This window comes from Chitinophaga silvisoli (assembly GCF_003412465.1).
GTDB classification, from domain to species: domain Bacteria; phylum Bacteroidota; class Bacteroidia; order Chitinophagales; family Chitinophagaceae; genus Chitinophaga; species Chitinophaga silvisoli.
Genome location: NZ_QTJV01000001.1, coordinates 1352521 through 1375965, shown reverse-complemented (window position 1 = coordinate 1375965; position 23445 = coordinate 1352521). Strand labels below are relative to the sequence as shown.

The 23445-nt window shown below is 42.4% G+C and carries 21 protein-coding genes; 13 read left to right on the top strand and 8 right to left on the bottom strand.

The features are described from left to right. Window positions 1-14: 14 nt before the first annotated feature. The gene (locus tag DXN04_RS05545; protein WP_116852441.1) at window positions 15-761 is read left to right on the top strand and encodes a helix-turn-helix domain-containing protein; all 747 of its coding nucleotides are present in this window, start codon (window positions 15-17) and stop codon (window positions 759-761) included. A gap of 271 nt (window positions 762-1032) precedes the next feature. Here DXN04_RS05545 and DXN04_RS05540 read toward each other — a convergent pair whose 3' ends face one another. Next, on the bottom strand, window positions 1033-1566 hold the full coding sequence (locus tag DXN04_RS05540; protein WP_158568861.1) for a DUF4142 domain-containing protein: 534 nt from the start codon (window positions 1564-1566) through the stop codon (window positions 1033-1035). A gap of 87 nt (window positions 1567-1653) precedes the next feature. On the opposite strand from DXN04_RS05540, the gene DXN04_RS05535 reads away from it, so the two are divergent. From DXN04_RS05535 to DXN04_RS05520, 4 genes are all read left to right on the top strand, one after another. Then, window positions 1654-1902: a hypothetical protein gene (locus DXN04_RS05535; RefSeq protein WP_116852282.1), complete on the top strand. Its 249-nt coding sequence runs from the start codon at window positions 1654-1656 to the stop codon at window positions 1900-1902. 570 nt (window positions 1903-2472) lie between these two features. Further along, window positions 2473-3798: a serine/threonine protein kinase gene (locus DXN04_RS05530; protein ID WP_116852281.1), complete on the top strand. Its 1326-nt coding sequence runs from the start codon at window positions 2473-2475 to the stop codon at window positions 3796-3798. Window positions 3799-3807: 9 nt separating this feature from the next. Continuing rightward, on the top strand, window positions 3808-4236 hold the full coding sequence (locus DXN04_RS05525) for a MauE/DoxX family redox-associated membrane protein (protein ID WP_147319843.1): 429 nt from the start codon (window positions 3808-3810) through the stop codon (window positions 4234-4236). 123 nt (window positions 4237-4359) lie between these two features. After that, window positions 4360-4596, top strand: a complete 237-nt coding sequence (locus tag DXN04_RS05520) for a hypothetical protein (RefSeq protein ID WP_116852279.1) — start codon at window positions 4360-4362, stop codon at window positions 4594-4596. Window positions 4597-4649: 53 nt separating this feature from the next. Here the strand turns inward: DXN04_RS05520 and DXN04_RS05515 are convergent, their stop codons facing one another. Together DXN04_RS05515 and DXN04_RS05510 are read right to left on the bottom strand one after the other, a co-directional pair. After that, on the bottom strand, window positions 4650-6038 hold the full coding sequence (locus tag DXN04_RS05515) for a RagB/SusD family nutrient uptake outer membrane protein (protein WP_116852278.1): 1389 nt from the start codon (window positions 6036-6038) through the stop codon (window positions 4650-4652). 13 nt (window positions 6039-6051) lie between these two features. Continuing rightward, window positions 6052-9003 (bottom strand): SusC/RagA family TonB-linked outer membrane protein, encoded by a 2952-nt coding sequence (locus DXN04_RS05510; RefSeq protein WP_158568859.1) that lies wholly within the window; start codon window positions 9001-9003, stop codon window positions 6052-6054. 657 nt (window positions 9004-9660) lie between these two features. Between DXN04_RS05510 and DXN04_RS05505 the strand changes: the two genes are divergently transcribed. Continuing rightward, window positions 9661-10197, top strand: a complete 537-nt coding sequence (locus tag DXN04_RS05505; protein ID WP_116852276.1) for an RNA polymerase sigma factor — start codon at window positions 9661-9663, stop codon at window positions 10195-10197. Between the two features lie 57 nt (window positions 10198-10254). Next, complete coding sequence (locus DXN04_RS05500) at window positions 10255-11370, top strand: FecR family protein (protein WP_116852275.1); 1116 nt, start codon at window positions 10255-10257, stop codon at window positions 11368-11370. A gap of 311 nt (window positions 11371-11681) precedes the next feature. On the opposite strand, the gene DXN04_RS05495 is transcribed toward DXN04_RS05500, so the two are convergent. Next, a complete protein-coding gene (locus tag DXN04_RS05495) occupies window positions 11682-12452 on the bottom strand; it encodes a DeoR/GlpR family DNA-binding transcription regulator (RefSeq protein WP_116852274.1) in 771 nt (256 codons plus the stop codon). A gap of 178 nt (window positions 12453-12630) precedes the next feature. On the opposite strand from DXN04_RS05495, the gene DXN04_RS05490 reads away from it, so the two are divergent. From DXN04_RS05490 to DXN04_RS05475, 4 genes are all read left to right on the top strand, one after another. Further along, entirely contained in the window at window positions 12631-14193 is a 1563-nt protein-coding gene (locus DXN04_RS05490; protein ID WP_116852273.1) for a glycerol-3-phosphate dehydrogenase/oxidase, read from the top strand. Between the two features lie 169 nt (window positions 14194-14362). Then, entirely contained in the window at window positions 14363-15865 is a 1503-nt protein-coding gene (gene glpK, locus DXN04_RS05485; RefSeq protein ID WP_116852272.1) for a glycerol kinase GlpK, read from the top strand. Between the two features lie 166 nt (window positions 15866-16031). After that, window positions 16032-16760: an MIP/aquaporin family protein gene (locus tag DXN04_RS05480; protein WP_116852271.1), complete on the top strand. Its 729-nt coding sequence runs from the start codon at window positions 16032-16034 to the stop codon at window positions 16758-16760. Between the two features lie 8 nt (window positions 16761-16768). Then, window positions 16769-17536 carry a hypothetical protein gene (locus DXN04_RS05475; RefSeq protein ID WP_116852270.1) on the top strand — a complete coding sequence of 256 codons (768 nt, stop codon included), beginning with the start codon at window positions 16769-16771 and terminating at the stop codon, window positions 17534-17536. 82 nt (window positions 17537-17618) lie between these two features. Here DXN04_RS05475 and DXN04_RS05470 read toward each other — a convergent pair whose 3' ends face one another. Next, window positions 17619-18230, bottom strand: coding sequence for a family 16 glycoside hydrolase (locus DXN04_RS05470; RefSeq protein ID WP_116852269.1), 612 nt, complete (start codon window positions 18228-18230; stop codon window positions 17619-17621). A 66-nt stretch (window positions 18231-18296) separates the two neighbouring features. On the opposite strand from DXN04_RS05470, the gene glk reads away from it, so the two are divergent. Beyond that, window positions 18297-19319, top strand: coding sequence for a glucokinase (glk, locus tag DXN04_RS05465; protein WP_116852268.1), 1023 nt, complete (start codon window positions 18297-18299; stop codon window positions 19317-19319). Between the two features lie 53 nt (window positions 19320-19372). Next, on the top strand, window positions 19373-20593 hold the full coding sequence (locus DXN04_RS05460) for a WG repeat-containing protein (protein WP_116852267.1): 1221 nt from the start codon (window positions 19373-19375) through the stop codon (window positions 20591-20593). Here the strand turns inward: DXN04_RS05460 and DXN04_RS05455 are convergent. The 3 genes from DXN04_RS05455 to DXN04_RS05445 all read right to left on the bottom strand — a co-directional run bounded on the left by DXN04_RS05455 (window position 20583) and on the right by DXN04_RS05445 (window position 23419). Continuing rightward, window positions 20583-20981, bottom strand: coding sequence for a helix-turn-helix transcriptional regulator (locus tag DXN04_RS05455; RefSeq protein ID WP_158568857.1), 399 nt, complete (start codon window positions 20979-20981; stop codon window positions 20583-20585). The genes DXN04_RS05460 and DXN04_RS05455 overlap by 11 nt on opposite strands. 82 nt (window positions 20982-21063) lie before the next feature. Then, the gene (locus DXN04_RS05450) at window positions 21064-22425 is read right to left on the bottom strand and encodes a sigma-54-dependent Fis family transcriptional regulator (protein ID WP_116852265.1); all 1362 of its coding nucleotides are present in this window, start codon (window positions 22423-22425) and stop codon (window positions 21064-21066) included. A gap of 154 nt (window positions 22426-22579) precedes the next feature. Next, entirely contained in the window at window positions 22580-23419 is an 840-nt protein-coding gene (locus DXN04_RS05445; RefSeq protein WP_147319842.1) for a hypothetical protein, read from the bottom strand. Window positions 23420-23445 lie beyond the last annotated feature (26 nt).

The window sequence follows — 23445 nt, the reverse complement described above, 5'->3', positions numbered from 1 at the left end:
ATTTGGTTATGTTCATGAAAATAGATCAGATCAAATCCTGCTATATTGGTCCTCATATTTCACCTGAAGCATTTATCCCGGAACACATCTTTATTTATTTGCTAAAGGGGAAAATGCAGGGGTTTGATGGACATAAAAGCTACACTTTATTACCTGGTCAATATTGCATTGTCCGGAAAAATAACCTGGCCAGGTATAATAAGCAAAAGGAAGATGATGTATTTGAAAAGATCGTTGTGATCTTTGATGAGGCATTTTTAAGAACATACCAGCAAAAGTATGGTGTGGTGAGTAGCAATTATGTTTCTAATGATGTCTTTCTCCTTCTGAATAAAACGGATTTTATTCCACGGTTGTTTCTTGAACAGGAGGATGATACAACCAGGGAAAGATTATTAACGATTCTGTTGAAATCGAATGAGGGCTTAGAGAATATTCTTTTTGATTTTGGCATACCTTCTAAAATAGACCTGGAGTCTTATATGAACAGGAACTTCCGTTTCAATGTAGCGATACAGCGCTTTGCTTATCTAACGGGCAGGAGTCTGACTGCATTTAAGCAGGATTTCAAAAGGGTGTTTAATGATACACCCGGGCGATGGTTGGTGCAGAAGCGATTGCGGGAAGCATATTTTTTAATTGACAAGGAGGGGCAAAGGCCTTCTGATGTTTATATTGAAGTGGGATTTGAGGATTTGTCGCATTTTAGTTATGCTTTTAAAAAGTTATTTGGTTTTCCGCCTACGCAGTTGAGGAAGTGATTTAAATGGATAAGAGCAACCTTTAAAAAAAGGCTGCTCCTTAATTTTATTAGATAAAACCTCCGGGAAGTTACCCAATCCAGAGGACATCTATGGAATTTAAAAGGTATACCAGGTTTATCTCCATTGCTTATCTGAAAGAGCTAACCAGCACAGCAGCGTAAGTAATCAGGATAGCGATCAGGAGTAAACTGATAAGAGCCAGAATGGTGCAATGAGTGCGTTTTTTATTAACTATTTGATGCAGGTCTTCCATATGGCTATAATTTAATTATTCGGCGTTGAGCACCGCAGCTATACTATCTGCCATTTGCAGGTGCATTTTTAATTTCGGCAGATATTTTCCTGCATATGCCTTTAATTGTGTCATAGAAGAGCTATCTGCTTCCTGTTGGAATAATGCAATCGTTTCAATATGATCTTTGATCTGGGCATTGATGTATGCAGTGTCAAAACTGTGTCCTGAGAGCGAACGCAAGTAGGCTGTCTTTGCCATATGTATGGAATCAGGTTGCTGTGGAATATTTACGTTCCAGCTATTTGCATAACCTGCAAGTTCGTTGTAGGCGGTGGTATGATCATCCACCATCATATTTCCATACATGCGTACGGTAGAATCCATGCCCATAGAATCGGCTACTGCCCCGGCCACAATTTCAGCTTTATTATTAAAACCTGCCTTTGTCATGAAAGTCTGGTCCCGGGAGGAGAGATTCACATTGGTATCATTGTCATCATCATCGCATGAGGTGAATGTAAGAGTACCGCATGCACAGCACAAGAACAAAAAATGAAGTGTCTTCATAAAATTTTGAGTTATTGAAACAATGGTGTCAAAACTATGCCACGCCATTGGCACAAATTTCCTACAGAATAAGAAAAACTTATTTATATGGAAAATCTGAACGCAGCCTTTGAAGAAGGCAAGACAACGGAAATCATAGAAAAGCAAACTTCCAAAGTGCCTTCAACTACTTTCCTGGTGGCTGCAATTGCAGCCATGGGGGTTTCGCTGGCATTACAGTGTGTCAGGAAAAGGCATACAAGTTTATTTATCGGGCAATGGGCGGCACCCTTTTTATTGCTGGGTATCTACAACAAAATTGTAAAGGTAGCCGGTCACGACAGGGATGATGATTGACCTGGCCCTCCGGACTTATCCATGAGTTTTTGGGAATTATAGCCACAGAAGTGTTGATGTAACTATACTGTCACTATAATTTGGCTTTTACATTAAGATTGACAAAGGTCACTTAAGGTCCAACGGCGCTTAAGTGACCTTTTAAATAATATATAGCGGCAACTGAGATCAAATAGCAGTGGATCAAGATAACATTATATAAAAGGGTGTATTCCTGTCTGTTAGCAGGCGATGCTTCAAAAACCCCTACAGCTTAGGCAAATTAGATAAATACATATATTATGGTAAAGAACTATTTGTTAAAAAAATTTTCATAAAATACATGAACTTTTTAAATTAGTGTCTGTTATACATTCCATACAATTGGTCTTTCGACTAATTTTTTAATTTGGGGAGAGGAAAGAGCTTAATTATTGTACTCAGATTTATTATACTCAGAGGACGACGTGTATTTTATTCTTATATCCGTGATATTTAAAACTACTATATAAATGCTTGTAAGCGTACGCAGGCAAATGAATAACTAATTATAGACTGCAATTACATAACAAGCTTAGACATTAGAATGGTATGTCAGTTTTTCAACTGAATAATGGGTATCCTTTGAGTACACATGAAGTAAAAGACTTTGCAAATGATCTGACATTATATGGTATACCTTACCAGGAATGTGAGCATTGGCTGGAAGTTGGCAATTGTGAATTGCGGAATAATTACACTTTATTTATCTCCGTGCTCTCTCAGCAGGCTCAATCTTTATTGCATCAGGTATTACCTGTTTTGAAGGTGCATGCGGTATCTTTCCGCCTGTTGAAAAATGACAGGCTGGTGGATCAGAGTAATGGTTTGACGATGGGGGCAAAAGATGCGGGCAAGGTGATTGTAATTTATCCACTGCATGCGAAACAGGCCCGGCAACTGGCCCATGACCTGGAGAGGGTAACGGTATCATTTATGGGAATTACACCTTATGAGAGTCTTCGTATAGGCAAAGTGTTATATACGGCTTTGGATTCGGGTGTATCGTATCATATACCAGCAGTTTACCGTAATAAGCGGCGTAAGGGAATTATCGGGAAGTATTATATACCTGTTAAATTATTGCGGTTTAATCCAAAGGGAGACATTTATCTTGGGGTCAATATAAAGCAGTTTTCATTTACACATTGTATTATTAAGCAGGCGAGAGCTGCTTCATTTATAGACAGGTACGGAAGGGAGTCTGCACATAAGTTATTCTGGCAAAAATCTGTACTGGAGCAAATACAACATGAGCTACCTGTACCGCAGGTCATTGATTTTTGTAGTAAGGGGGAGGATCATTATTTAGTGACAAGTTATATTAATGGTCAATTATTGCCGGATCGGTTGAAGGGTATATACCGGGATCGCATCTGGCGGGAAATTGAGTTAGCTGACAAAGTAAAAATTCTGGGATATTTTCTTCAGATAACGGAAAGCATTAAACGATTACATGAACTAGGATATTTGCATCGGGATATACAGGTTAATAATTTTATTATCCGGGGAGATACTGTTTACCTGCTGGATTTTGAGTTAGCATACTATATGCCGGCAGGCACACCTGATCCACCGTTTGGTTATGGCACGGTTATGTTCATGTCGCCTCAGCAGCGGCAGGGGGAGCAACCTGCACCAGAAGATGATATTTATTCAATAGGGGTTGTTTTAGCATATATGATTTTAAATCCGGTTGATCAGGAGAGTTTTTCAGGGAATATTTACAATGCGCTGGTTAATGCTGGACTGGAAGCAAAGTTATTGGATGTAATTATTCTATGTCTGGACCCTGACCCTGCCAACAGACCGTCTCTTTCCTCAATAATAACTATACTAAAGACAGGCGACATACCGGAGAACATAGAACTGGTATAAAAATAGACTATGAAAACTAGAATGCTGGTCTTTAATGCAGTATGCCTGCTGTTCATTACAATGTTTGTGTATGCGGCTGTGAGTAAGTGGATGGAGTTTAATGTATTCGTCTCTCAGATGCATAAGCAGCCGTTTCCTCCTCAAGTTCTGCCCCTGTTGATATGGGGGATCCCTTTTACTGAGGTAATTGTATCATTGTTGTTGAGTTTAGATAAGACCCGGTTTATGGGTTTGAAGATAGCGACGGGTATGATGATATTATTTACGGGTTATATTATTCTGATAGAGTTAAGATATTTTGGAGAGATACCTTGCTCATGTGGTGGTGCCATTGTTCAGTTCACGTGGGTACAGCATCTTTATTTTAATTTATTTTTTGTATTGGCAGGTGCCATTGCTCTTTTGCTGATAAGGAATACAAAAGCATTCTCCCGGTAACCAATAAAAGTGTATTAGATTGGAATGACTATCACATTCGTAAGTAATTACGGAAGGGATAGGTATGTCTGATGCTAATTCCAGCTTGAGCGTTTTTTTCTGTCACTTTAAACATTTAATCTTATGAACAAACTTAAATTAGCATTTGCAGCATTGGCTGCTTTAGTTGGTGTGGGAGCAGCTTATGCAATGAAGGCAAAACCGGATGTAAGGGCGGATAATCACTATTGGATTACTGCGGGGGGAACTACTGTTTTATATGGAACGACAGCTCAGGCTGAAAACAACTGTCCCGGCACTGGGGTATTTTGCTTAAAGGCAAAAGACAATGCTAACTTGATAGCAACCAGATCAAATTAATTTAATAATTCACTAGTTAAAAGCACCTGTGGTTGGTCCACAGGTGCTTTTGATTAATTATATCCAGGATTTTGAATCAGGTTAGGATTCAGTTTTATTTCTGCCTCGGGAACCGGGTATAGGGTATCCACATCCCGCCATCCGGCTTTCCTGTTCGCTAATACACTTACTGCTGTTTGGGTCCGTTTGAGATCAAACCAGCGATTGCCCCATTCAGTGAATAATTCTACCATTCTTTCTTTTTGAATGGCTAATAACAATTCATTGTAAGTGATGCCTGGATTTGTAACCGCAATTAAAGGCAATCCAGCTCTCTTCCTAATACTATCAATATCTGCTATGGCTCCGGTCAAATTACTTAAATGAGCTCTTGCTTCTGCCCGAATGAGGTATTGTTCGGCAAGACGAAGTACCATGTTGTACTCAGTTACTGCGAAAGTAGGCCCAAAATTGGGTCTTACCTTATACTTGTAGGGAAATGTATAGGTGATTCCATTAACCGTTTTCTTACCTATCCAGTTAATGAACCTTTTATCTCCAGGTTCAAAGGTGTTCAGCAAATATGCTGTCAAGGAATACTGCGGTAAGGAGGTACCACTGGGATTGGGAACAAATTGAGCAGCTTCTGACGTATTATAACCATTATCGGTAGGCAGCAATTGCAGAATGGCTTCCTTGCTATCATAAAGAAATACACGATTAAAATCCTTTTCCAGCAAATAAGGGCCTGCATTAATTACCTGTCCGGAAGCGCTTTCAGCATCTATCCAATCGCCACCATATAAATATATTTTTGCCAACAAAGCCTTAGAAGCCCACCTATTCACTCTTACCCTGCCATTACTTGGATAATTTTCGCTGAGTAAACCGCTTGCCTTTAGCAGGTCTTCCTTTATTTGCGAAAAGATTACGTTAGTTTCCGTCCGCTTTAATCTGGCATTATCTTCATAGTTCGTAGATACTACTAAAGGTACATTCCCATACAGTTGGATCATTTGAAAATATATCAGTGCTCTGAAAAAATACACTTCTCCCAACAATTGATTACTTACATCTTCAGACAGTTTATTACTATTGACTATACCTTCAATACAAGCATTTGTCTGGTAAATTAATGTATATCCGTAATACCATAAATAAATTCTATTAAAGGAGCTTTGAGTAGAAATGGTATTAGTATAAAATTCTGTCATGCTATTCCCGGAGTTGTTCGGCTGTATTTCATCTGCCGACAGGCCTGCACAAATAGATATACCCGCATTCAATATGTTTGGAAAGGACACCATAATCTTAGAGTAAATACCACTGACAGCAGATAATGCCGATGTGTCATGGGAAAAAACTTTCTTTCCAATTACACTATTACCGGGGTCGCCCACGTCAATCAATTTATTACAACTTATGATCAAGATTGTAAGCAGTACAGCAATACATACTTTCATTGTATGGAATTTATTAAAAAACAATGTCTAATCCTACCGTTAGGATCCTTAATACTGGTAAAGAAAAATAATATGGAGTTTCCGGATCTATGCCTTTATAGTTAGTGAATGTTACTAGATTTTGTCCTTGTAAATAACATCTTAAACCGGACAATCTCATTTTCTTTAAAACGGTTCCACTCAAGGAATAAGAAAGGCAAATGTTTTTAACTTTCAGATAAAAGTTATTCTCATAAACAGCATCAGAATACCAGACATTGAAACTTTGCAAAGCTCCATTTATGATATCGCTGGTTACATAACGCTGTACATTCGTTTGATCACCGGAATGTTGCCATCTGTCTAATACCCATTTAGATTGATTGAATAATTTACCGGGAGGCATATTATTAGTAAAAATCGCGAAAAAATAATTAGGGACGGTTTGCTTCCTAAATGTCAGGAAGATATCCAGCCTGAGTCCTTTCCATTGAAAAGAATTTCCGATACCTCCATAAAATTTGGGATCCAGGTCCCCTACGTTTTGATAATCCTTATCACTCAAAGTTCCATCTTTATCAAGATCTTCGAATTTATACAGTCCATCAGTTTTATCCACACCTATATTACGATAGCGTTTCAGTAAGTTGAGCGAATAACCTACAGAGAAATTTTGTGAATAATTATAATTTTCCAGATCGGGGAATTTAATTAACCTGTTTTTGGGAAATGTTATATTGGCATTAATTCTCCAGTTAAAATGCCTTTGCCTTACAACTTCAGCAGTCATGTCAAATTCCCATCCTGAATTTTTCACAACTACTCCTTCATTTTTAATTACGTTCATAAATCCGGTTTGCGCCGGCAACCTGTAGGCAATAATTTGTTTATCATTTGTGCTATTAAAAAAGGCAAATGTTGTAAGTAATTTATTATCTAAAAAACCCAGCTCAATAGCTGTTTCCATTTTCTTATTCCTCTCCCATGAAAAATTTGTATTCAATAATGCATCAGGTGTCAATGGAATAATACCCTGGTAAATATTGGGATTAACATTAGACGACCATGTATCCAGGTACTTATAATCTCCAATCTGGTCATTACCAATGATACCGTAACTGCCCCTCAGTTTTCCATAAGAGAGAAATGTTAAATTGTTCTTTACAAAATCTTCGTTGGCAAATAACCATGCTCCACCTACAGAGCCAAAATTCGACCATCTTTTTCCCGGGCCAAACCTGCTTGAGCCATCTCTTCTTGCGGAAAAATTCAGGATATACCGGTCCTGATAATTATAAATTAAACGACCAAAAAGCGCCGCATATTTATACTTTGACGAATATTGACTTGATAAAGCTGTAACCGGGGCGGCGGACAAATCACTTAATTTACTGTCATCTGTGTACCCGTTTCCATCCAATACCATATTGGTATTTGAACTATATTGCCATGTGGTTCCTATCAACGCGTTAATCTTACCAAAAACAAATGTATTTGTATAATCCAGTTGTGGTTCTATGATATAACTTTTAATCTCCTGTGTACCGAATTTAGCCGAACCATTAGATGCTGAATCCGTACCTGGATTTTTGGATATTGATGGAATCTGTGAATTTTCGTTGTCTCTATATCTATTCACACCGGCAGATAAAATGAAGTTCAAACTATCCACAATCTTATATCCCAATTTCATACTTGACAGTAAATTCCCTGTCTTAATAGTATATTTTTTATACAATTCTGCCAACGGATTATCCAGTTCTGCTCCATTCTCCTGCCACACCAGTTTTCCATTTTCGTCCCTTGGTCCCGGAGCATTAGAAGGTGCCAAAGTACTCAATAGGGTGCCCGAAAAGATACGATTCCTGTCTTTCCCATAATTTGCAACGATATCAATACCTAGTTTTTTATTTTTAGAATGGTAGGTAAGAGACAGATCGCCCGTACCTCTCAGATATGGCATATCAATCGGAAATACCGACGTTGCATTTAACACACTTCCGCTCAACCTATACTGAAGCACCTTATTCCCGCCAACCAGGGCTATATTAAAAGTCGATATTTTGGCTGTTCCACCAAGAATCAACTTTTGCCAATCCTGATGTCTTGCCTGGTTCCAAATCAGCAAATCCGGCGCATACCCTGCACTCCCTTCCTGGTTATCCGGTGTAATCCCATCATTGGCAAAGGCCTCTTTCCGCATCGCCATATACTCGTCTCCTGACAATAAATTTCCCAAACCGGGCACCGTTCCTATTCCCTGACTCAATTTTAATTGCAGAGAAGCATTACCTTCTTTCCCTCGCCTGGTAGTAACCAAGATCACTCCGTTGGCACCACGACTTCCATAAATGGCTGTTGCATCTGCATCCTTCAGTATTTCAATACTTTCTATATCTTCTTTATTGAGGTTGTTAAAAGGACTTATCCCTCCTGCATCAAAACTCTGTACGGCAATCGATCCCAGGAGGTTAATTCTTTTACTTGAAATATAAGGCACCCCATCAATTATATACAAAGGATCAGATCCATTTGCAAACGAGTTCCTACCCCTGATCTGCACAGAAAAACTCGTTCCATTCACTCCACTCGAAGGTATCACGGCCAGTCCAGGTATACGCCCCTCCAGCGCTCCCAGAATATTAGCCACTGGCTGACGGGAGATCTCTGAGGAAGAAACTTTTCCAATACTCCCTGTATTCGTTCTCCTCGTTGTCAAACCATACGCCATCACCACTGTTTCATCCAACACATTATTCGCCAATGCTAATTTGATCCGGATCGAATCATTTCCACTCACCACCGTCTCTATTGAAGTATAACCCGTATAAGTTGTGTGAAGCACCAAATTTTCCTGCTCTGTCATGAAAGAAAACCTTCCCGTCTCATCTGTCGTTGCACCCAGATTAGACCCACTGATACGTACTGTTGCTCCTGGTAAAATCTCCCCCTTCTCATCCATCACAATACCTGTTATGACATTCATTTTACTGGAACTTATTTTTGCAATCGAATTCGGAGGAAATTTAGTCAAAGGCCCTGACCGGCTAAACACCACCTGATTGCCTCTGACAGTCCAGGTAAAACCCTGTCTGCCAAGCAATTCAAACAATATTTGTGAAACTGAAAAATCTTTGACTGAGATAGAATAATGTTCGGATACATCCAGCTGACTTGTGGAAGCAACGAAGCGTAAGCCGGTCGAGGAAGTGATCAGCTTAAGTATGGCTTTTAACGATTTATTGGACACTGTGAGATCCATCCTCTTATTCAAGATCCCATTCACATCAGTCGGTCCTGGAGTTTGTGCGCTCGTTGGTATGCTAGCTCTCAGTAAGAATAGGAGGCATAGTACCAAGTAACCAGCACCATTTGCCGCAAAAATTTTTTTCATATTAATACGGGACCTTCCTGGCAGGGATCAGTTGATAATTTGGACAACATCACTGGGGCATTAAAGACAATTCTGCCTGCCAAAAAGTATGATAATCTGCGTGGAAATTTAATCATTTTTACACTCATTATGACATTCTAAAAATTTAAGTATTTTTGCTGTTAAATAATTCCACTAAACAAACCCCCAATTAATCAGTTAATGTACCAGAGCAGTCAGGATATGTAATCGCGTAATAAAATCCGAAACATGATAATACAAGAGCAGGACGTTAAGCTGTTTCAGCTTATTAAAGAAGGAAACGAACCCGCATACGCTGAGATATACAACAACTATCGCAGGGATGTGTTCGTTGCTGCCTTTCGCATTCTGCGTAATACTCATGATGCGGAAGATGTAACACAGGAAGTTTTTATTACCCTGTGGAATAAAAGAAAAGATATAGCAGTGAACACAGCATTAAGGGGATACCTTACCCGTATGGCTCAAAATTGCTGTATGAATAAAATAAAGCATGATACTAACCTGACGAAACGTAATCAGCAGTACTCTGCGATGCATACAGCCGCTCAGTCCGGCGAAAAACCTGATAGCGAACAACTCGATGACATCACCCGGCTTATGCAGGAACTGCCTGACAAAAGCCGCAGAACAGTGGAAATGGTATATATAGAAGGCCGTCCGCACAAGGAAGTGGCTAAAATAGAAGGTATTTCTATCAATACTGTCAAGACTCAATTGTACTCCTCACTGAAGATTATCCGCAATAAACTACAGTTAAAATAATTTTTTTCCTCCACTCATACTTTTTGGATTTTAGGTTTGTCTATAATTATATCAACTATGGATCTGGAAGCTATTGACATACAGACATTGATCGTGGCAGACATACTGGGAACGATCACACCGGACGAGAAAATTCAACTGGACAAGTTGATGATCGACCGGCCGGAGCTTCAGGCCCTGTATGAGGAGATTCGTGAGGAGATGGAAAGTGAAAATATTGCCGTTCATGCTATTGGCAGTGTTTCAGCTGAAGAATTAATCTCCAAAGCCAAAAGGCGCGTGCGCAACCGGTATATCCGGGTATTTGCCGCAGCAGCCAGTTCAGTTGGACTTGTTGGTGGCTTGTCATATTATTTATTGACATCGCAACAATCAACCGCCCTGGCTTCCTGGGAAGATGGTAAAAACATTTTATTAAAAATAGGCCAGCAGGAAATAAACCTGGAAAACAATGCAGCCACCAATGTGAATGGCGTTGCATTTCATCCGGAAACCGGTTCGCTTACTTTTAGCTCTTTGAACAGTACTACTCACGATCTGGGCGTATTGACCGTGCCAAGGGGTAAAAACAATTATAAAGTCATACTGGATGACGGGTCAGAAGTCTTATTAAATAACACTTCCCGCCTCTCCTTCCCGTTGAAATTTGATGGGGCAAAAAGGGAAATCAGTATAGATGGAGAAGCTTATGTAAAAGTCTCCCCGAAGGCAGGTCAGCCCTTCATTGTCCATCTTCCTTACAACAGGGAGGTAGAAGTATTGGGTACTGAATTTAATGTCAACACCTACGATAGCGGGATTGCAAGGATATCACTTGTACAGGGTAGCGTGCAGGTAGCAGAAGGCGAAAGCCGAACACTCCTTACCCCTGGTAAAGCCGCCACCATCGATGCGAATCAAATTGCTGTCAATACATTTGAAGCAGATGAAGTGCTGAGCTGGAAGGATGGTATTATCGTATTCCCTGACAATGTCACTATCGAAAAAATTGCAGAAGTAGCAGGAAGGAATATGAAAGTTAAGATCATCGTAGAAAAATCTGCAGCCGGTAAGAAATTCATGGGTGTAATACTGGATAAGAGCAAGCCAATTAGCCACTTATTACAACAATTAACAGACACTAAAGAAGTGACTTATAATATTTCAAAAGATGGAGTGATACATATTATGTAAACCTCCTTCTCCTATGCAAGCCCTCAGCATTCATTGGTAACGAGATAGTTCCTCATAATAACCACACTTGCCCTGAACCATTGGGCAATTATATAGCTTTCGTCGTTTGTTAACCCTCTTTTTACGACAAAGCAGCAACCCGAATCAGAGCGGGAAGCAACGCAATAGAAGGCCACCTTCCCGGGTTGGCCTTCATCATTAAAAAAAGGCTTTTGCTGGTGCAAAAGCCTTTTTTTTTAATGTTATAGAAAGATAAAATAACGCTTAGATTATTGTCATCCATAACCAGGATCTACTTACCGGAATACTCACTAAACAATAATTACTTCTACCCCCATGTTTTCAAGGTCCCGCATCATTGCAGGACTAATTCCATCATCTGTAATAATTTGATCTATATCGCCCAAAGGGCAAATCTTTCCAAATCCCCGCTTGCCAAACTTCGAAGAATCAGTCACGATGATGGTCTTCTGGGCAGTACGGATCATGGCTTTATTGAGTAGTGCTTCCATCATATTGGATGTAGTACACCCTTGTTCCATATCGATCCCGTCTACCCCCAGGAACAATTTACTGCAGGTAAAATGATCCAGGATTCCTTCGGCATAAGTACCCGTTACAGAAGTAGATGTCTTACGCACGATCCCTCCCAGCTGAACAATCTCAATATTGGGTTTGTCCAGCAATGCCATAGAAATATTCATTGCCGAGGTAAGCACGGTTACCCGTAGCTCCTCGGGAATAGCTTTCGCTACCTGTAATACGGTTGTGCCCGAAGCAATTATAATAGCGTCATCCGGCTCAATCATTTCCGCGGCCCGCTTGCCAATGCGGGTCTTCTGGTCAGCCAGGATGTTTTCTTTTTCGTTTACGTTCCTATCTTTTGTATAGGGGTTCGCCCTGCTTATATTTCCATGTGTACGAAACAATAACTTCTTGTCCTCCAACATTTTCAGATCCTTACGGATTGTCACAGCTGAAACATCCAATGCCTCAAACAAATCGGCCACCCTCACATTCCCCTCCGTCTGCAGCCGTTCCAGGATATAGGCATGCCGCTGTGCCATAGATTCGAATTTCATAACTCTGGCTTGGTATTAAATTGGTAAAATAGTAACTGAAAAGTAATACAAGGTTGACTTTTTTCCTAAAAAAAGCTTAAATCCAAAGAAAAATTTGGAAATAATAACAAAACGAAACACCTTTATACAAGCAAAAGAAACCTTTAGAAAGTTTCTTTTGCTTTAAACTCCTTACTTTATGAACAGAATGCAGTTAATATCGGACCTGTCCTCCACCAAGTCATGGGATGTTATTGTTATCGGCGGCGGCGCAACGGGTCTTGGCATCGCGATGGATGCTGCCACCAGGGGGTATAAAACCCTGCTGGTAGAGCAGGCAGACTATTCGAAAGGGACCTCGAGCAAGGCTACCAAACTGGTGCATGGTGGTGTGCGCTATATGGCGCAGGGAGATCTCGGACTGGTAAGAGAAGCTTGCCATGAGAGAGGGTTGTTACTGAAAAATGCACCTCACCTCACTAAAAACGAAACTTTCGTTATTCCGAATTACTCCTTGTTTAATAACATCAAGTATACCATCGGTCTGAAATTTTACGACCTGCTGGCAGGTAAGTTAAGCCTGGGTGCTTCTAAATATATTAATAAAAAGAAAACCATCGAAGCGCTGCCTACTATCAGGCAGGAAGGGCTAAAAGGTGGTGTCGTATACCATGACGGCCAGTTTGACGACAGCCGCCTGGCACTGAATGTAGCACAGACCGCCATCGAAAATGGAGCGACTGTGCTGAACTACGTTAAAGTAACAGGCTTATTGAAAGATAACAATAAGAAAGTGAATGGGATTGTTGCGAAAGACATCGAAACAGGTAATACTTACGAAGCTCATGGTAAAGTAGTGATCAATGCTACCGGCGTGTATGTTGACAACATATTGCACATGGATCGCCCCGATGCTCCACACATGGTTCGTCCCAGCCAGGGAGTACACATCACCCTGGATCATTCTTTTTTGCCTGGCGACAATGCACTCATGATTCCTGAAACTGACGACGGCCGCGTTTTATTTGCTGTGCCCTGGCATGGCAAACTGATCGTGGGTACAACAGATACCCTGCGGGATCATCCGGAACTGGAACCACATGCCCTGGAGCAGGAAATTGAGTTCATTCTCAACACAGCTGCAAAGTACCTGGTAAAAAAGCCAACCCGTAAGGATGTGCTGGCGGTATTTGCCGGTTTACGTCCACTGGCTGCACCTAGTAAAGATGGTGCTAAAACAAAAGAAATATCACGTAGTCATAAAATCATTGTATCTGAATCCGGCCTGATTACCATTACCGGTGGTAAGTGGACTACCTTCCGCAGGATGGCACAGGATACAATTGATAAAGCAATTGAAACAGGTGTATTGAGTGCAAAGGAATGTAAGACTGAACACCTGCCTATTCACGGTTATGTACAAACGAGCGATGAGAATGATCCCCTGCGTTTTTATGGTGCAGATATGACTGCTATCAATAAACTGGTTGCTGAAGATCATTCGCTTGGAGAGCTGCTTGTGCCTAACTTCCCATACAATAAAGCAATGGTAATCTGGGCGATCCGGAATGAGTATGCCCGTCGTGTGGAAGATGTGCTGGGACGCCGTCTTCGCTTACTCTTCCTGGATGTACACGCAGCGATTGCTGCTGCACCAGTCGTAGCACAATTAATGGCCAGAGAATTAAACAGAGATGCCGCCTGGATTCAGGCAGAGCTTAAAGATTTTGAAACACTTGCGAAGGGATATACGCTGAATTAATTCAGCGTATACCCACCACGTTATACTTATACAATTTTAGAGTATCCCCGAAGGGAGTAAAGCGGGGAATTAGCTACCCGCTTCATTGGAACAAAATCAGGTTTCCCCCCAGGGGAGTAGGCGGTAGATATGCTATCCGCTCTTTGGAACAAAATTAAAAAACTGAGGTATGAACAAGAACGAAAAATTCATCCTGGCCCTCGACCAGGGTACCACGTCTTCACGCGCTATTATTTTCGATCACAACGGGGAAATCAAAGCGATTGCCCAGAAACCTTTTGAACAGATATTTCCACAACCTGGATGGGTGGAACATGATGCAAACGAAATTTGGGCCACCCAATCTTCTGTGGCTGCAGAAGCTATCGCCAAAGCAGATCTGAACGGTACTAATATTGCTGCCATTGGTATCACCAACCAGCGTGAAACCGCTGTGGTTTGGGATCGCGAAACTGGTACTCCTATCTACCATGCTATCGTATGGCAGGACCGCCGCACAGCAAAATACTGTGATGAGCTGAAGGAAAAAGGCTATACCGACATGATACGTGAAAAAACCGGCCTGGTGATAGATGCCTACTTCTCCGGAACGAAGGTGAAATGGATCCTGGACAATGTAGCAGGTGCAAGAGAAAAAGCAGAGAAAGGGGAACTGTGTTTCGGTACGATCGACAGTTGGCTGGTATGGAAATTTACCCGTGGCCACATGCACATCACCGATGTGACCAACGCTTCCCGTACGCTTCTCTTTAATATCCATACGATGCAGTGGGACCAGGAATTACTGGACCTGCTCACAATTCCAGCAAGCATGCTGCCTGAAGTAAAACAAAGCAGCGAAATATATGGCGAAACTGCCACGACTCTTTTTGCATCTAAAATTCCGATTGCAGGTATTGCCGGTGATCAGCAGGCTGCCCTCTTTGGACAGATGTGCGTAGAAGAAGGGATGGCTAAAAATACTTATGGTACAGGATGTTTCCTGTTGATGAACACCGGCAACAAACCAGTGTACTCCAAAAATAACCTGCTCACTACTGTTGCCTGGAAGATCAATGGCGAAGTAACGTATGCAATGGAAGGTAGTGTATTCGTAGGTGGCGCAGCTATTCAATGGTTACGCGATGGACTGGGTATCATTCACAATTCTGCAGACAGTGAAACACTTTCCGCTTCTGTGAAAGATAATGGTGGTGTATACTTTGTACCTGCGCTGACAGGGTTAGGCGCTCCATATTGGGATCAGTACGCACGTGGTGCCATCTTTGGTATTACCCGTGGTACAACCGCCGGCCACATTGCCCGTGCAGCACTGGAAGGCATTGCATTCCAGGTGTATGATCTGCTGAAGAGCATGGAGTCTGACTCCGGCAAACAGTCTACCGAGCTGAGAGTAGATGGGGGTGCTGTTGCGAACAATGCGCTGATGCAATTTCAGGCAGACATCTTTGGCAGTAATGTAGTACGTCCGAAAGTACTGGAAACGACTGCGCTGGGTGCTGCATACCTGGCAGGACTGGCTGTAGGCTATTGGGATAATATAGATGAAGTGAAAAAGCAATGGTCTATTGACAGAACTTTCAAACCAGAACTGGATGGTCAGAACATTGAAAAACTGCTGGCTGACTGGAAGAAGGCCGTAGAACGCACCAGAGGCTGGGCTAACGAATAATCATGAAGAGCGCCTGACTCCGTAAACCTTACGGAGCAGGCTATACTGAAACTAAACATATTTCACCTATTCCACTTTGAAAAAAATGTGTACCATAACCAGTTTATGAAAAACACCTGCACAATAGTTTCAGAGGAAATAGCACCACTAAATTAATCATCAAGTTATGACACCGTTTATTGCAGAATTTATAGGTACAGCTTTGCTCATTTTATTGGGCAATGGTGTGGTTGCAAATGTGGTATTGAAGGATACGAAAGGAAATGGAGGTGGATGGATTGTGATAACCACAGCGTGGGGATTGGCCGTATTTGTTGGTGTATGTGTAGCAGGCCCCTATACCGGCGCGCATTTGAATCCAGCTGTAACGCTGACAATGTTAATACTGGGAAAAATCAGTCTGGCAGTTGCAGGTGTATACTGGGCCGCACAGTTACTGGGAGCCATGCTTGGCGCATTCCTGGTATGGGTATTTTATAAAGACCATTTTGACCGCACAGAAGACGGACCTACCAAACAGGCAGCGTTTTGTACAGCACCTGCCGTGAGAAACCCGGGCCGCAATTTCATCAGTGAAGTGATAGGTACTTTTGTACTGCTGATCACTATCCTCTACTTTACCGATCCAAAAATAGGAGACACACAAACTATCGGCATGGGTTCCATGGGTGCTTTGCCAGTAGCTTTCCTGGTATGGGTGATTGGCCTATCACTGGGAGGTACTACCGGCTATGCAATTAATCCTGCAAGAGACCTGGGACCAAGGATTGTACATGCACTCCTGCCATTTAAACAACCAAAAGCTGGTGCTGACTGGGGTTATGCCTGGATACCGGTGTTGGGACCTGCTGTAGGTGCAACACTGGCGGCTTTATTGTTCATGTATTTAAAATAAGAATCGTCATGAAAAAGTTATTGATTGCAACCTTCACGGTTGCATGCGGGATATTCTTTGTCCAAAAAGTCAGTGCGCAGGATAAGGATACAACAGCAACTCAAAAGAAATATGAGCCGTTTGGACTGAATTTACAGGTCAGAAATTTATACCTGTGGCGTGGGTTTAAGGTATCCAATGCCCCCATCTCTGATGTGGATATGTATTTTAAATCAAAGAATGGTCACTGGCAGGCAGGTTTTTGGGGAGGTGCCAGTTTCACAGGTGATTACAAGGAGTTTGATTACTATGTGAAGTATGTGAATAAAGGGTTTAGTGCGGCGATCTGGGATATTAACAACTTCAGTGATTATCCTAATGCTGATTTATTTGATTATAAAAAGGGAACTACTTCACACTTTGTGGATGTAGGAGTTGCTTATACTTTCCAGAAAATGAAGCTGCCCCTGACACTGAGCTGGAATACAATTGTATTGGGCAGGGATACTTATTATAAAGCGGATAGTAGTCTGGCAAATGCGTATTCACATTATGTGCAGGTAGACCAGGTCTTGTTTGCAGATGAGGTATATAATGTGCATGCATTTGTGGGTGGTGGATTCTCTTTTAGCGGGGATAAGAATTTTTATGGCAATCATCCGAACGTGGTGAATGCAGGGATTACAGTGAACAGGGATTTGACAATATTTAAATATCATGTTCCTATTTCAGCTACGGCGATGTTCAACCCGGAGAAGAAGTATGGTGCGTTGCAGCTGATTGCAAATATCTTCTAAGTTAGAGAGAGGTTACAACAGGTTCTAAATCGTAAATTGTCAGGGAAGTCGCTTCTGCCTACAGCAAAAGCGACTTCCTTATTTATTGATGACTGATTTTTAAATTCGCGAAATCGCCATCGGAAGAGTTACCTACCCAAAGGCCTACTTTACCTGTATTCTTTTTATTCAATGAAGTCACAGAGAGGCAAAGAACGTTATTCACATAAGCCTTTACAGCAGTTCCTTCCACTACCACCTTTACATGAAACCAGTTATTCGGATCCGGAGGTGCAGACAGCTTATTCTCATACACGCCGGGATGTTCCTCCCTCAATCGCTCCCATCCATACAAGGTATCCTGTACATATTGCACCATGTGCATACGGGCTAGACTATCTGTCGCTACGAAATTGAAAGGACGAAAGTAAACGGCTTCGCAATCATTCTTCGATACACCATGAAAGGCGACACCGATGAAAGAGCCCTGTTTTACATTTTTTCCTCTTACATCCACTTCAATCGTTCCGTTTGTAAAGTTGACATCTTTCAACCAGGCGATTCCTGAGCCTTCTGCTGCAGAAAGGTGTACGCCGGGTTTCTCTTTTAATGTGCTGATAATTCTGTTTTCAGGAACCAGGTTACTTTTTTGTTGTGCAATGGCCGGGCTGAAAGCAAAGAGCAACAAGACAATGCTTAAATTGAATTTGTTCATAAGTGGTGGTGGTTTGCTATCCCATGAAAATAAACTAACTTAATTATGTAAACAAATGAAAAACGAATGATACCCATTGGCATATCTTCGGGCCACTCCAGCCCTTCTACCCACCCACCTCATACCCTGCTTGCCGCTGACATAGGCGGTACCAAATCTAACCTGGCACTTTACAAATACGACGGCAGCAAGCTCGCCCTTACAAAGGAAGAAAAATACCCCACGAAAGATTTTAAAGGCCCCAATGCCCTTATAGAAAAATTTCTCGGCAGCGAAGCTATCCCGGATCGTATTTGCCTTGGCGTAGCGGGCCCGGTTCAGGATGGAAAAGCAAAGATCACCAATGTTCACTGGGAAATGGATGCAGCTCAGCTGTCTGCTCAGTTTGACAATCACCCGGTTTTCATTGTAAACGACCTGGAAGCCAATGCTTATGGCCTTGCTACCCTGGAACAAATTGATATTCATTCTCTGCATACAGGGCATCCGCAAAAAGGAAATATTGCCCTGATCTCGCCGGGTACAGGCCTCGGTGAAGCCGGCTTATTCTGGGATGGCACGCATTATTTCCCTTTCGCTACAGAAGGGGGACACAGCGACTTTTCTCCTATTACAGAACTGGATGATGACCTGCTGGTTTACCTGCGCAGAAAATTTGGTCATGTCAGCTGGGAGCGTGTACTAAGCGGTCCTGGTATTGTAAATATCTTCAACTTCCTGAAAGAAGAAAGGGATATGGATGCCCCGGGCTGGTTGCTGGACCGGATGGCCGTACATGATGTAGCTGCAGAAATCAGTGAAAATGGTGATACGGTGGCGATTTGTGTGGAGACCATGCGCATTTTCTTCCGATACCTGGCCACAGAAGCCGGCAACCTGGCGCTGAAGGCGAAAGCCACAGGCGGCATCTACATCGGGGGCGGTATTGTACCCAAAAATGTAAAGAAAATTGATTACGGTGCTTTTATGAAAGCCTTCCGGGAAAAAGGCCGGATGAAACCCCTGCTGGAAGATATTCCGGTACAAATAATCCTCAACGAAAAGACGGCTCTGACAGGGGCTGCCTGGTATGCGATCAATAAGTGCTGATTTATATTATAATTTTTCCCTATTTTTACTCCAACACAATCAATCACATACCTATGAAAACCGCATATTTCTTACCGGTGCTGTTGTTAAGCATCTGGTGCAAGGCACAGGGACCCTATCCCTATACCGAAAAAGGCAAATGGGGCCTGACTGATAAAAACAAAAGTGTGCTGCTGAAGCCACAATTTGATACCATTGACGTATTCAGAAACGGCTACGCCCGTGTAGAAAGTAATAAAAAAGTTGGATTGATCAATACCAATGGCGCTGTGCTAATTAACCCTTCTTATACAAATATTACCAATGCTTTTCAGGACTACACCGCCATCGCCAGGAATATCAAAGGCTATCAGATCATAGATATCCGCAATGACAAACCGATCGGAGGCCTCTTTACAGACGTTTTACCGGAAAGATCCAGCTACGCTAAGGGTAGTTATTACTTCGTAAACAAAGACGGGAAAATGGGCATCTTTGACGCGCAGGCGGGCAAAATGCAGGGCGGGAAGTATAACCAGGTTACCGGCTTCAATGATCCGGCATTGGATCAATATGCACTCATCGTTGCAGGCGACACCTATGGTGTGATAGACGTAACCAGCGGCAGGGAAATTCTGAAACCCGAATACGATGATATTGAAGAAGTGTATGCAGGCAATACCGTGTATGTAGCAGCAAAGAAAGGCGACGACAAAGTTTTCTATTATGATGCCAGCTTCCATACCGCATCTCCCGGCAATGTACAGGATAAACCCACTTCCGCAATGCCGGCAGAAGGTGAAGTGCTGAATAAGAAAGCCAAAGATATGTACATCTATAAACTGGGAAACGATAAATGGCGTGTAGTACTGGAAAACCGTGAGACCAACAAATACAAGGGCCTGGATAGTACTGATCTGAATGGATATACCAACCTGGAATACCTGTCTTATTATCCAAATGATAAAAACTTCCCCTCCAAGATTAAAGCAGTAAAAGATGGTAAAACAGGGGTGATCGATATGAGTGGCAAAGTATTGTTACCGTTTATTTACGATGATGTACACTTCAGGGAAGACATGGTGGGCCGTTATGCTTTCATTGAGACCTATTTAGATAATAAGAAAGGTGTAGTGGTAGCTGCCTCCATGAAGGAACTAAAAAAGCCCGTACTGAAAGCAATCCTGGATGAAGACCATGACAGGAATGCCCTGCTGGTAGAAATGCCCAACGGACAGAAAGGTTATATGGACAAGAATACCGGAGAAATTTTTATACCAGGTATCAAAGAATAGCTGATACAGACTCGCTGTTGTCTATGGCAACAGCGAGTCTTCTAAATTCCGAAGGCGTATGCCCCACGTTCTTCTTGAAAAACATATTGAAATTAGGTTGGTCAGAAAACCCTACACAATAACTGATATCCTGCACATACCAGTCCGTTTCCAACAATAAATTCTTGGATACATCCAGCAAACGCCTGCGAATGTGAGAGCTCACATTTTCTCCTGTATATTTCTTGAGCAAGGTATTCAGGTAATTGGGATGTAGCTCCATAGTGGCTGCAAATTCCTTCACGGTTCTCATCCTGACAGGAGATGCAAACCTGATCTCGGCAATTGTTGCATCCAGCAATGAGAAAAACTGGTCTACATGGTTGAACTGGTCTGTGATGTGTAGCATAGTCATGTGGGTTGCGAACTAAACAAAGGTCGGTTGAATCAGGAAATGGTTGTTTGTAAAAACACGTTCTTTTGTTGGCTGTTTAATGGCTTTTTCTGATAAAGGACTCTTCGATCACCGTACCCCTGGACAGCAAAACGCTGCGTTCTATCAGGTGCTCCAGTTCCCTTACGTTGCCCGGCCAGTGATAGGCCATCATTTCTTCTTTCACCCCATCAGCCAGGCGCATGGCCGATTTACCGGCTTTTCCAGCGTATCGCTGTAAGAAATACTCTGCCAGCTCGGGAATTTCATCCTTTCTTTCCCGTAAGGGAGGTAGTACGATTGGAAATACATTCAGGCGGTAAAAGAGGTCCCTTCTGAAACGGCCGGCTTCCACCTCTTTCTTCAGGTCACGGTTCGTGGCCGCGATGATGCGCACATCAATGCGGACAGGGCTTTTACCACCAATCCGTTCTATTTCTCTCTCCTGGAGTACTCGCAATAATTTGGCCTGCAGTTCCAGCGGCAGCTCTCCAATTTCATCTAAGAGTAAGGTGCCGCCGTGGGCCATTTCAAACTTGCCGATCCGTCTTTCACTTGCACCGGTAAAGGCTCCTTTTTCATGCCCGAACAATTCACTTTCTATAAGGTTTACGGGTAGCGCGGCACAGTTTACTTTTACCAGTAATTTATCTCTGCGGGTAGAGTGATTGTGAATTGCCTTCGATACAAGTTCTTTGCCAGTGCCGGTTTCGCCGAGGATGAGCACTGTGCTGTCTGCCGGAGCTACCTGTGAAATAAGGCGAAAAACCTGTTGCATTTCCCGGCTGTTGCCTACCAGATCTGCCTGTGCAATTTCTTTTTTCCGAACTGGATGTTTATTCTCCAGTCTTTGACGGTAAATTTCGATTTCTTTCAGCTGGCTGGCTATGCGGTCATTGGCAAGCATGTTTGCCAGGACGATGGAAAGCTGGTGGGAAACGCCTTTAATGAGTTGTAAAACCGGCTCCGGAAAGGTGCCTGTCTGTTCGGAAAAGAGAAAGAGACACCCGATTTCGTGTGTGGCGGTGCGAAGGCGAATACCTGAGAATTCCACGATCCCCGTTTCCCGGAATAACGGAATGTAGGCTGGGTGATTTTTCACCTTCAGGAGTTTTCTTACATTAAATACCTGTGGCTGTTCTGCTGCCATAACGGCTTCAAAGATCTGGTCGCCACCAAGTTTGCTGTGTCCACTGCGTTGGAATGCAGGATGGTTTTTACGCCGGCCTTCCGAGTAATAAAGATATGGTACCAGGGACTTACCATCTTCATCAAAGATATTGATGACGATGTCATTGAAATGGATGACTTCTCTTAAGCGCTCACGCAATACCCTGAGAAAATCGTCTTTGTCACGAATCAGGGCAATATCGCTACTGAGCGATAAGAGAAATTCTACCATCATGTTGCCTTGCTTCATGAGAATTTAATTGATCACGAAAAAAAGCAAACAAAGGTCATTCCAGTATATAAGATACTGAAATTAAGCTTGTTAGTATTTTTGAAGGAAAATATTATTTACGATATTTCGTTAATTTTTACAGATTGACGAATAGTCGTAAAAATGACGATTATTATTGTTTAGTGGCTTTATTGCCATCCCAGGTGTAAACTTCTTTTTTTACAGTTTTGTTTTCTACCGTTTCTCCATCTTCACCATACTCCTCTGTTACTATGAGCTTCAGGACCTTGCCAGGCTGGCCGCCTACTTCTTTCGGAAAGATCAGGGTTTCAGTATAGGCGAAAGCACCGGCATCGAAGGTATTGGTTTTGCCAGGCAGGGGCAGTAGCTGACTGCCATTCCAGCCAAAGTAGTAGTAATCAGTGGGCAAGCCACAGGCATCGCCGCTGAAATTGACACGGAAAATTTCCTTTACGCTGTCCAGTCCCATTTCTCCCAGCAGTTTACTTTCGCTGCTTCTTGCATTTTCACCACCGGGCACTGTCCATTCTTTCATATCCAGTATGCGATGGTCTTTATCCAGGGCTTTAATACGTACGGTTAGCGTTTCCCCGGTTTCAGATAAAACCGTTCTTTTCTCTAATCCATATATGAAAGTAGTACCGTCTTTTGTAATTGCATTCAGTGCCAGCAGGCCTACCCAGACATATCCTTTCACTTCTTTATTACCAGTTGTGTAATGCGTTTTCAGCCAGGCCGCTGTCAGGCCTTTCATGGTCAGCGGTGCAGCGGTGATCACCTCATCTACTATTACCTGGCTACCGGGCAACAAAGAATCTACTATCGATCCCTTTACCGATGGAGAGCTACGAATGTAGGCTTTATCAGCATATACGGAGAGCGAAGTGCCTTTTTCCAGCGGCCAGAGGGGATATTCCAGTCTGTCAGCTGTCTGCGCAACAGCGGGCACTATGGCAACCAGCAATAATGAGGTAAGGATGATCTGTTTCATATGGGGAGCAAAAATATATATTTTTA

Excerpts from the sequence above, each read along its gene's own strand:
- DXN04_RS05545 (WP_116852441.1), top strand. The coding sequence starts at position 15 with ATGAAAATAGATCAGATCAAATCCTGCTATATTGGTCCTCATATTTCA.
- DXN04_RS05540 (WP_158568861.1), bottom strand. The coding sequence starts at position 1,566 with ATGAAGACACTTCATTTTTTGTTCTTGTGCTGTGCATGCGGTACTCTT.
- DXN04_RS05535 (WP_116852282.1), top strand. The coding sequence starts at position 1,654 with ATGGAAAATCTGAACGCAGCCTTTGAAGAAGGCAAGACAACGGAAATC.
- DXN04_RS05530 (WP_116852281.1), top strand. The coding sequence starts at position 2,473 with ATGTCAGTTTTTCAACTGAATAATGGGTATCCTTTGAGTACACATGAA.
- DXN04_RS05525 (WP_147319843.1), top strand. The coding sequence starts at position 3,808 with ATGAAAACTAGAATGCTGGTCTTTAATGCAGTATGCCTGCTGTTCATT.
- DXN04_RS05520 (WP_116852279.1), top strand. The coding sequence starts at position 4,360 with ATGAACAAACTTAAATTAGCATTTGCAGCATTGGCTGCTTTAGTTGGT.
- DXN04_RS05515 (WP_116852278.1), bottom strand. The coding sequence starts at position 6,038 with ATGAAAGTATGTATTGCTGTACTGCTTACAATCTTGATCATAAGTTGT.
- DXN04_RS05510 (WP_158568859.1), bottom strand. The coding sequence starts at position 9,003 with ATGAATGTCATAACAGGTATTGTGATGGATGAGAAGGGGGAGATTTTA.
- DXN04_RS05505 (WP_116852276.1), top strand. The coding sequence starts at position 9,661 with ATGATAATACAAGAGCAGGACGTTAAGCTGTTTCAGCTTATTAAAGAA.
- DXN04_RS05500 (WP_116852275.1), top strand. The coding sequence starts at position 10,255 with ATGGATCTGGAAGCTATTGACATACAGACATTGATCGTGGCAGACATA.
- DXN04_RS05495 (WP_116852274.1), bottom strand. The coding sequence starts at position 12,452 with ATGAAATTCGAATCTATGGCACAGCGGCATGCCTATATCCTGGAACGG.
- DXN04_RS05490 (WP_116852273.1), top strand. The coding sequence starts at position 12,631 with ATGAACAGAATGCAGTTAATATCGGACCTGTCCTCCACCAAGTCATGG.
- glpK (WP_116852272.1), top strand. The coding sequence starts at position 14,363 with ATGAACAAGAACGAAAAATTCATCCTGGCCCTCGACCAGGGTACCACG.
- DXN04_RS05480 (WP_116852271.1), top strand. The coding sequence starts at position 16,032 with ATGACACCGTTTATTGCAGAATTTATAGGTACAGCTTTGCTCATTTTA.
- DXN04_RS05475 (WP_116852270.1), top strand. The coding sequence starts at position 16,769 with ATGAAAAAGTTATTGATTGCAACCTTCACGGTTGCATGCGGGATATTC.
- DXN04_RS05470 (WP_116852269.1), bottom strand. The coding sequence starts at position 18,230 with ATGAACAAATTCAATTTAAGCATTGTCTTGTTGCTCTTTGCTTTCAGC.
- glk (WP_116852268.1), top strand. The coding sequence starts at position 18,297 with ATGATACCCATTGGCATATCTTCGGGCCACTCCAGCCCTTCTACCCAC.
- DXN04_RS05460 (WP_116852267.1), top strand. The coding sequence starts at position 19,373 with ATGAAAACCGCATATTTCTTACCGGTGCTGTTGTTAAGCATCTGGTGC.
- DXN04_RS05455 (WP_158568857.1), bottom strand. The coding sequence starts at position 20,981 with ATGCTACACATCACAGACCAGTTCAACCATGTAGACCAGTTTTTCTCA.
- DXN04_RS05450 (WP_116852265.1), bottom strand. The coding sequence starts at position 22,425 with ATGAAGCAAGGCAACATGATGGTAGAATTTCTCTTATCGCTCAGTAGC.
- DXN04_RS05445 (WP_147319842.1), bottom strand. The coding sequence starts at position 23,419 with ATGAAACAGATCATCCTTACCTCATTATTGCTGGTTGCCATAGTGCCC.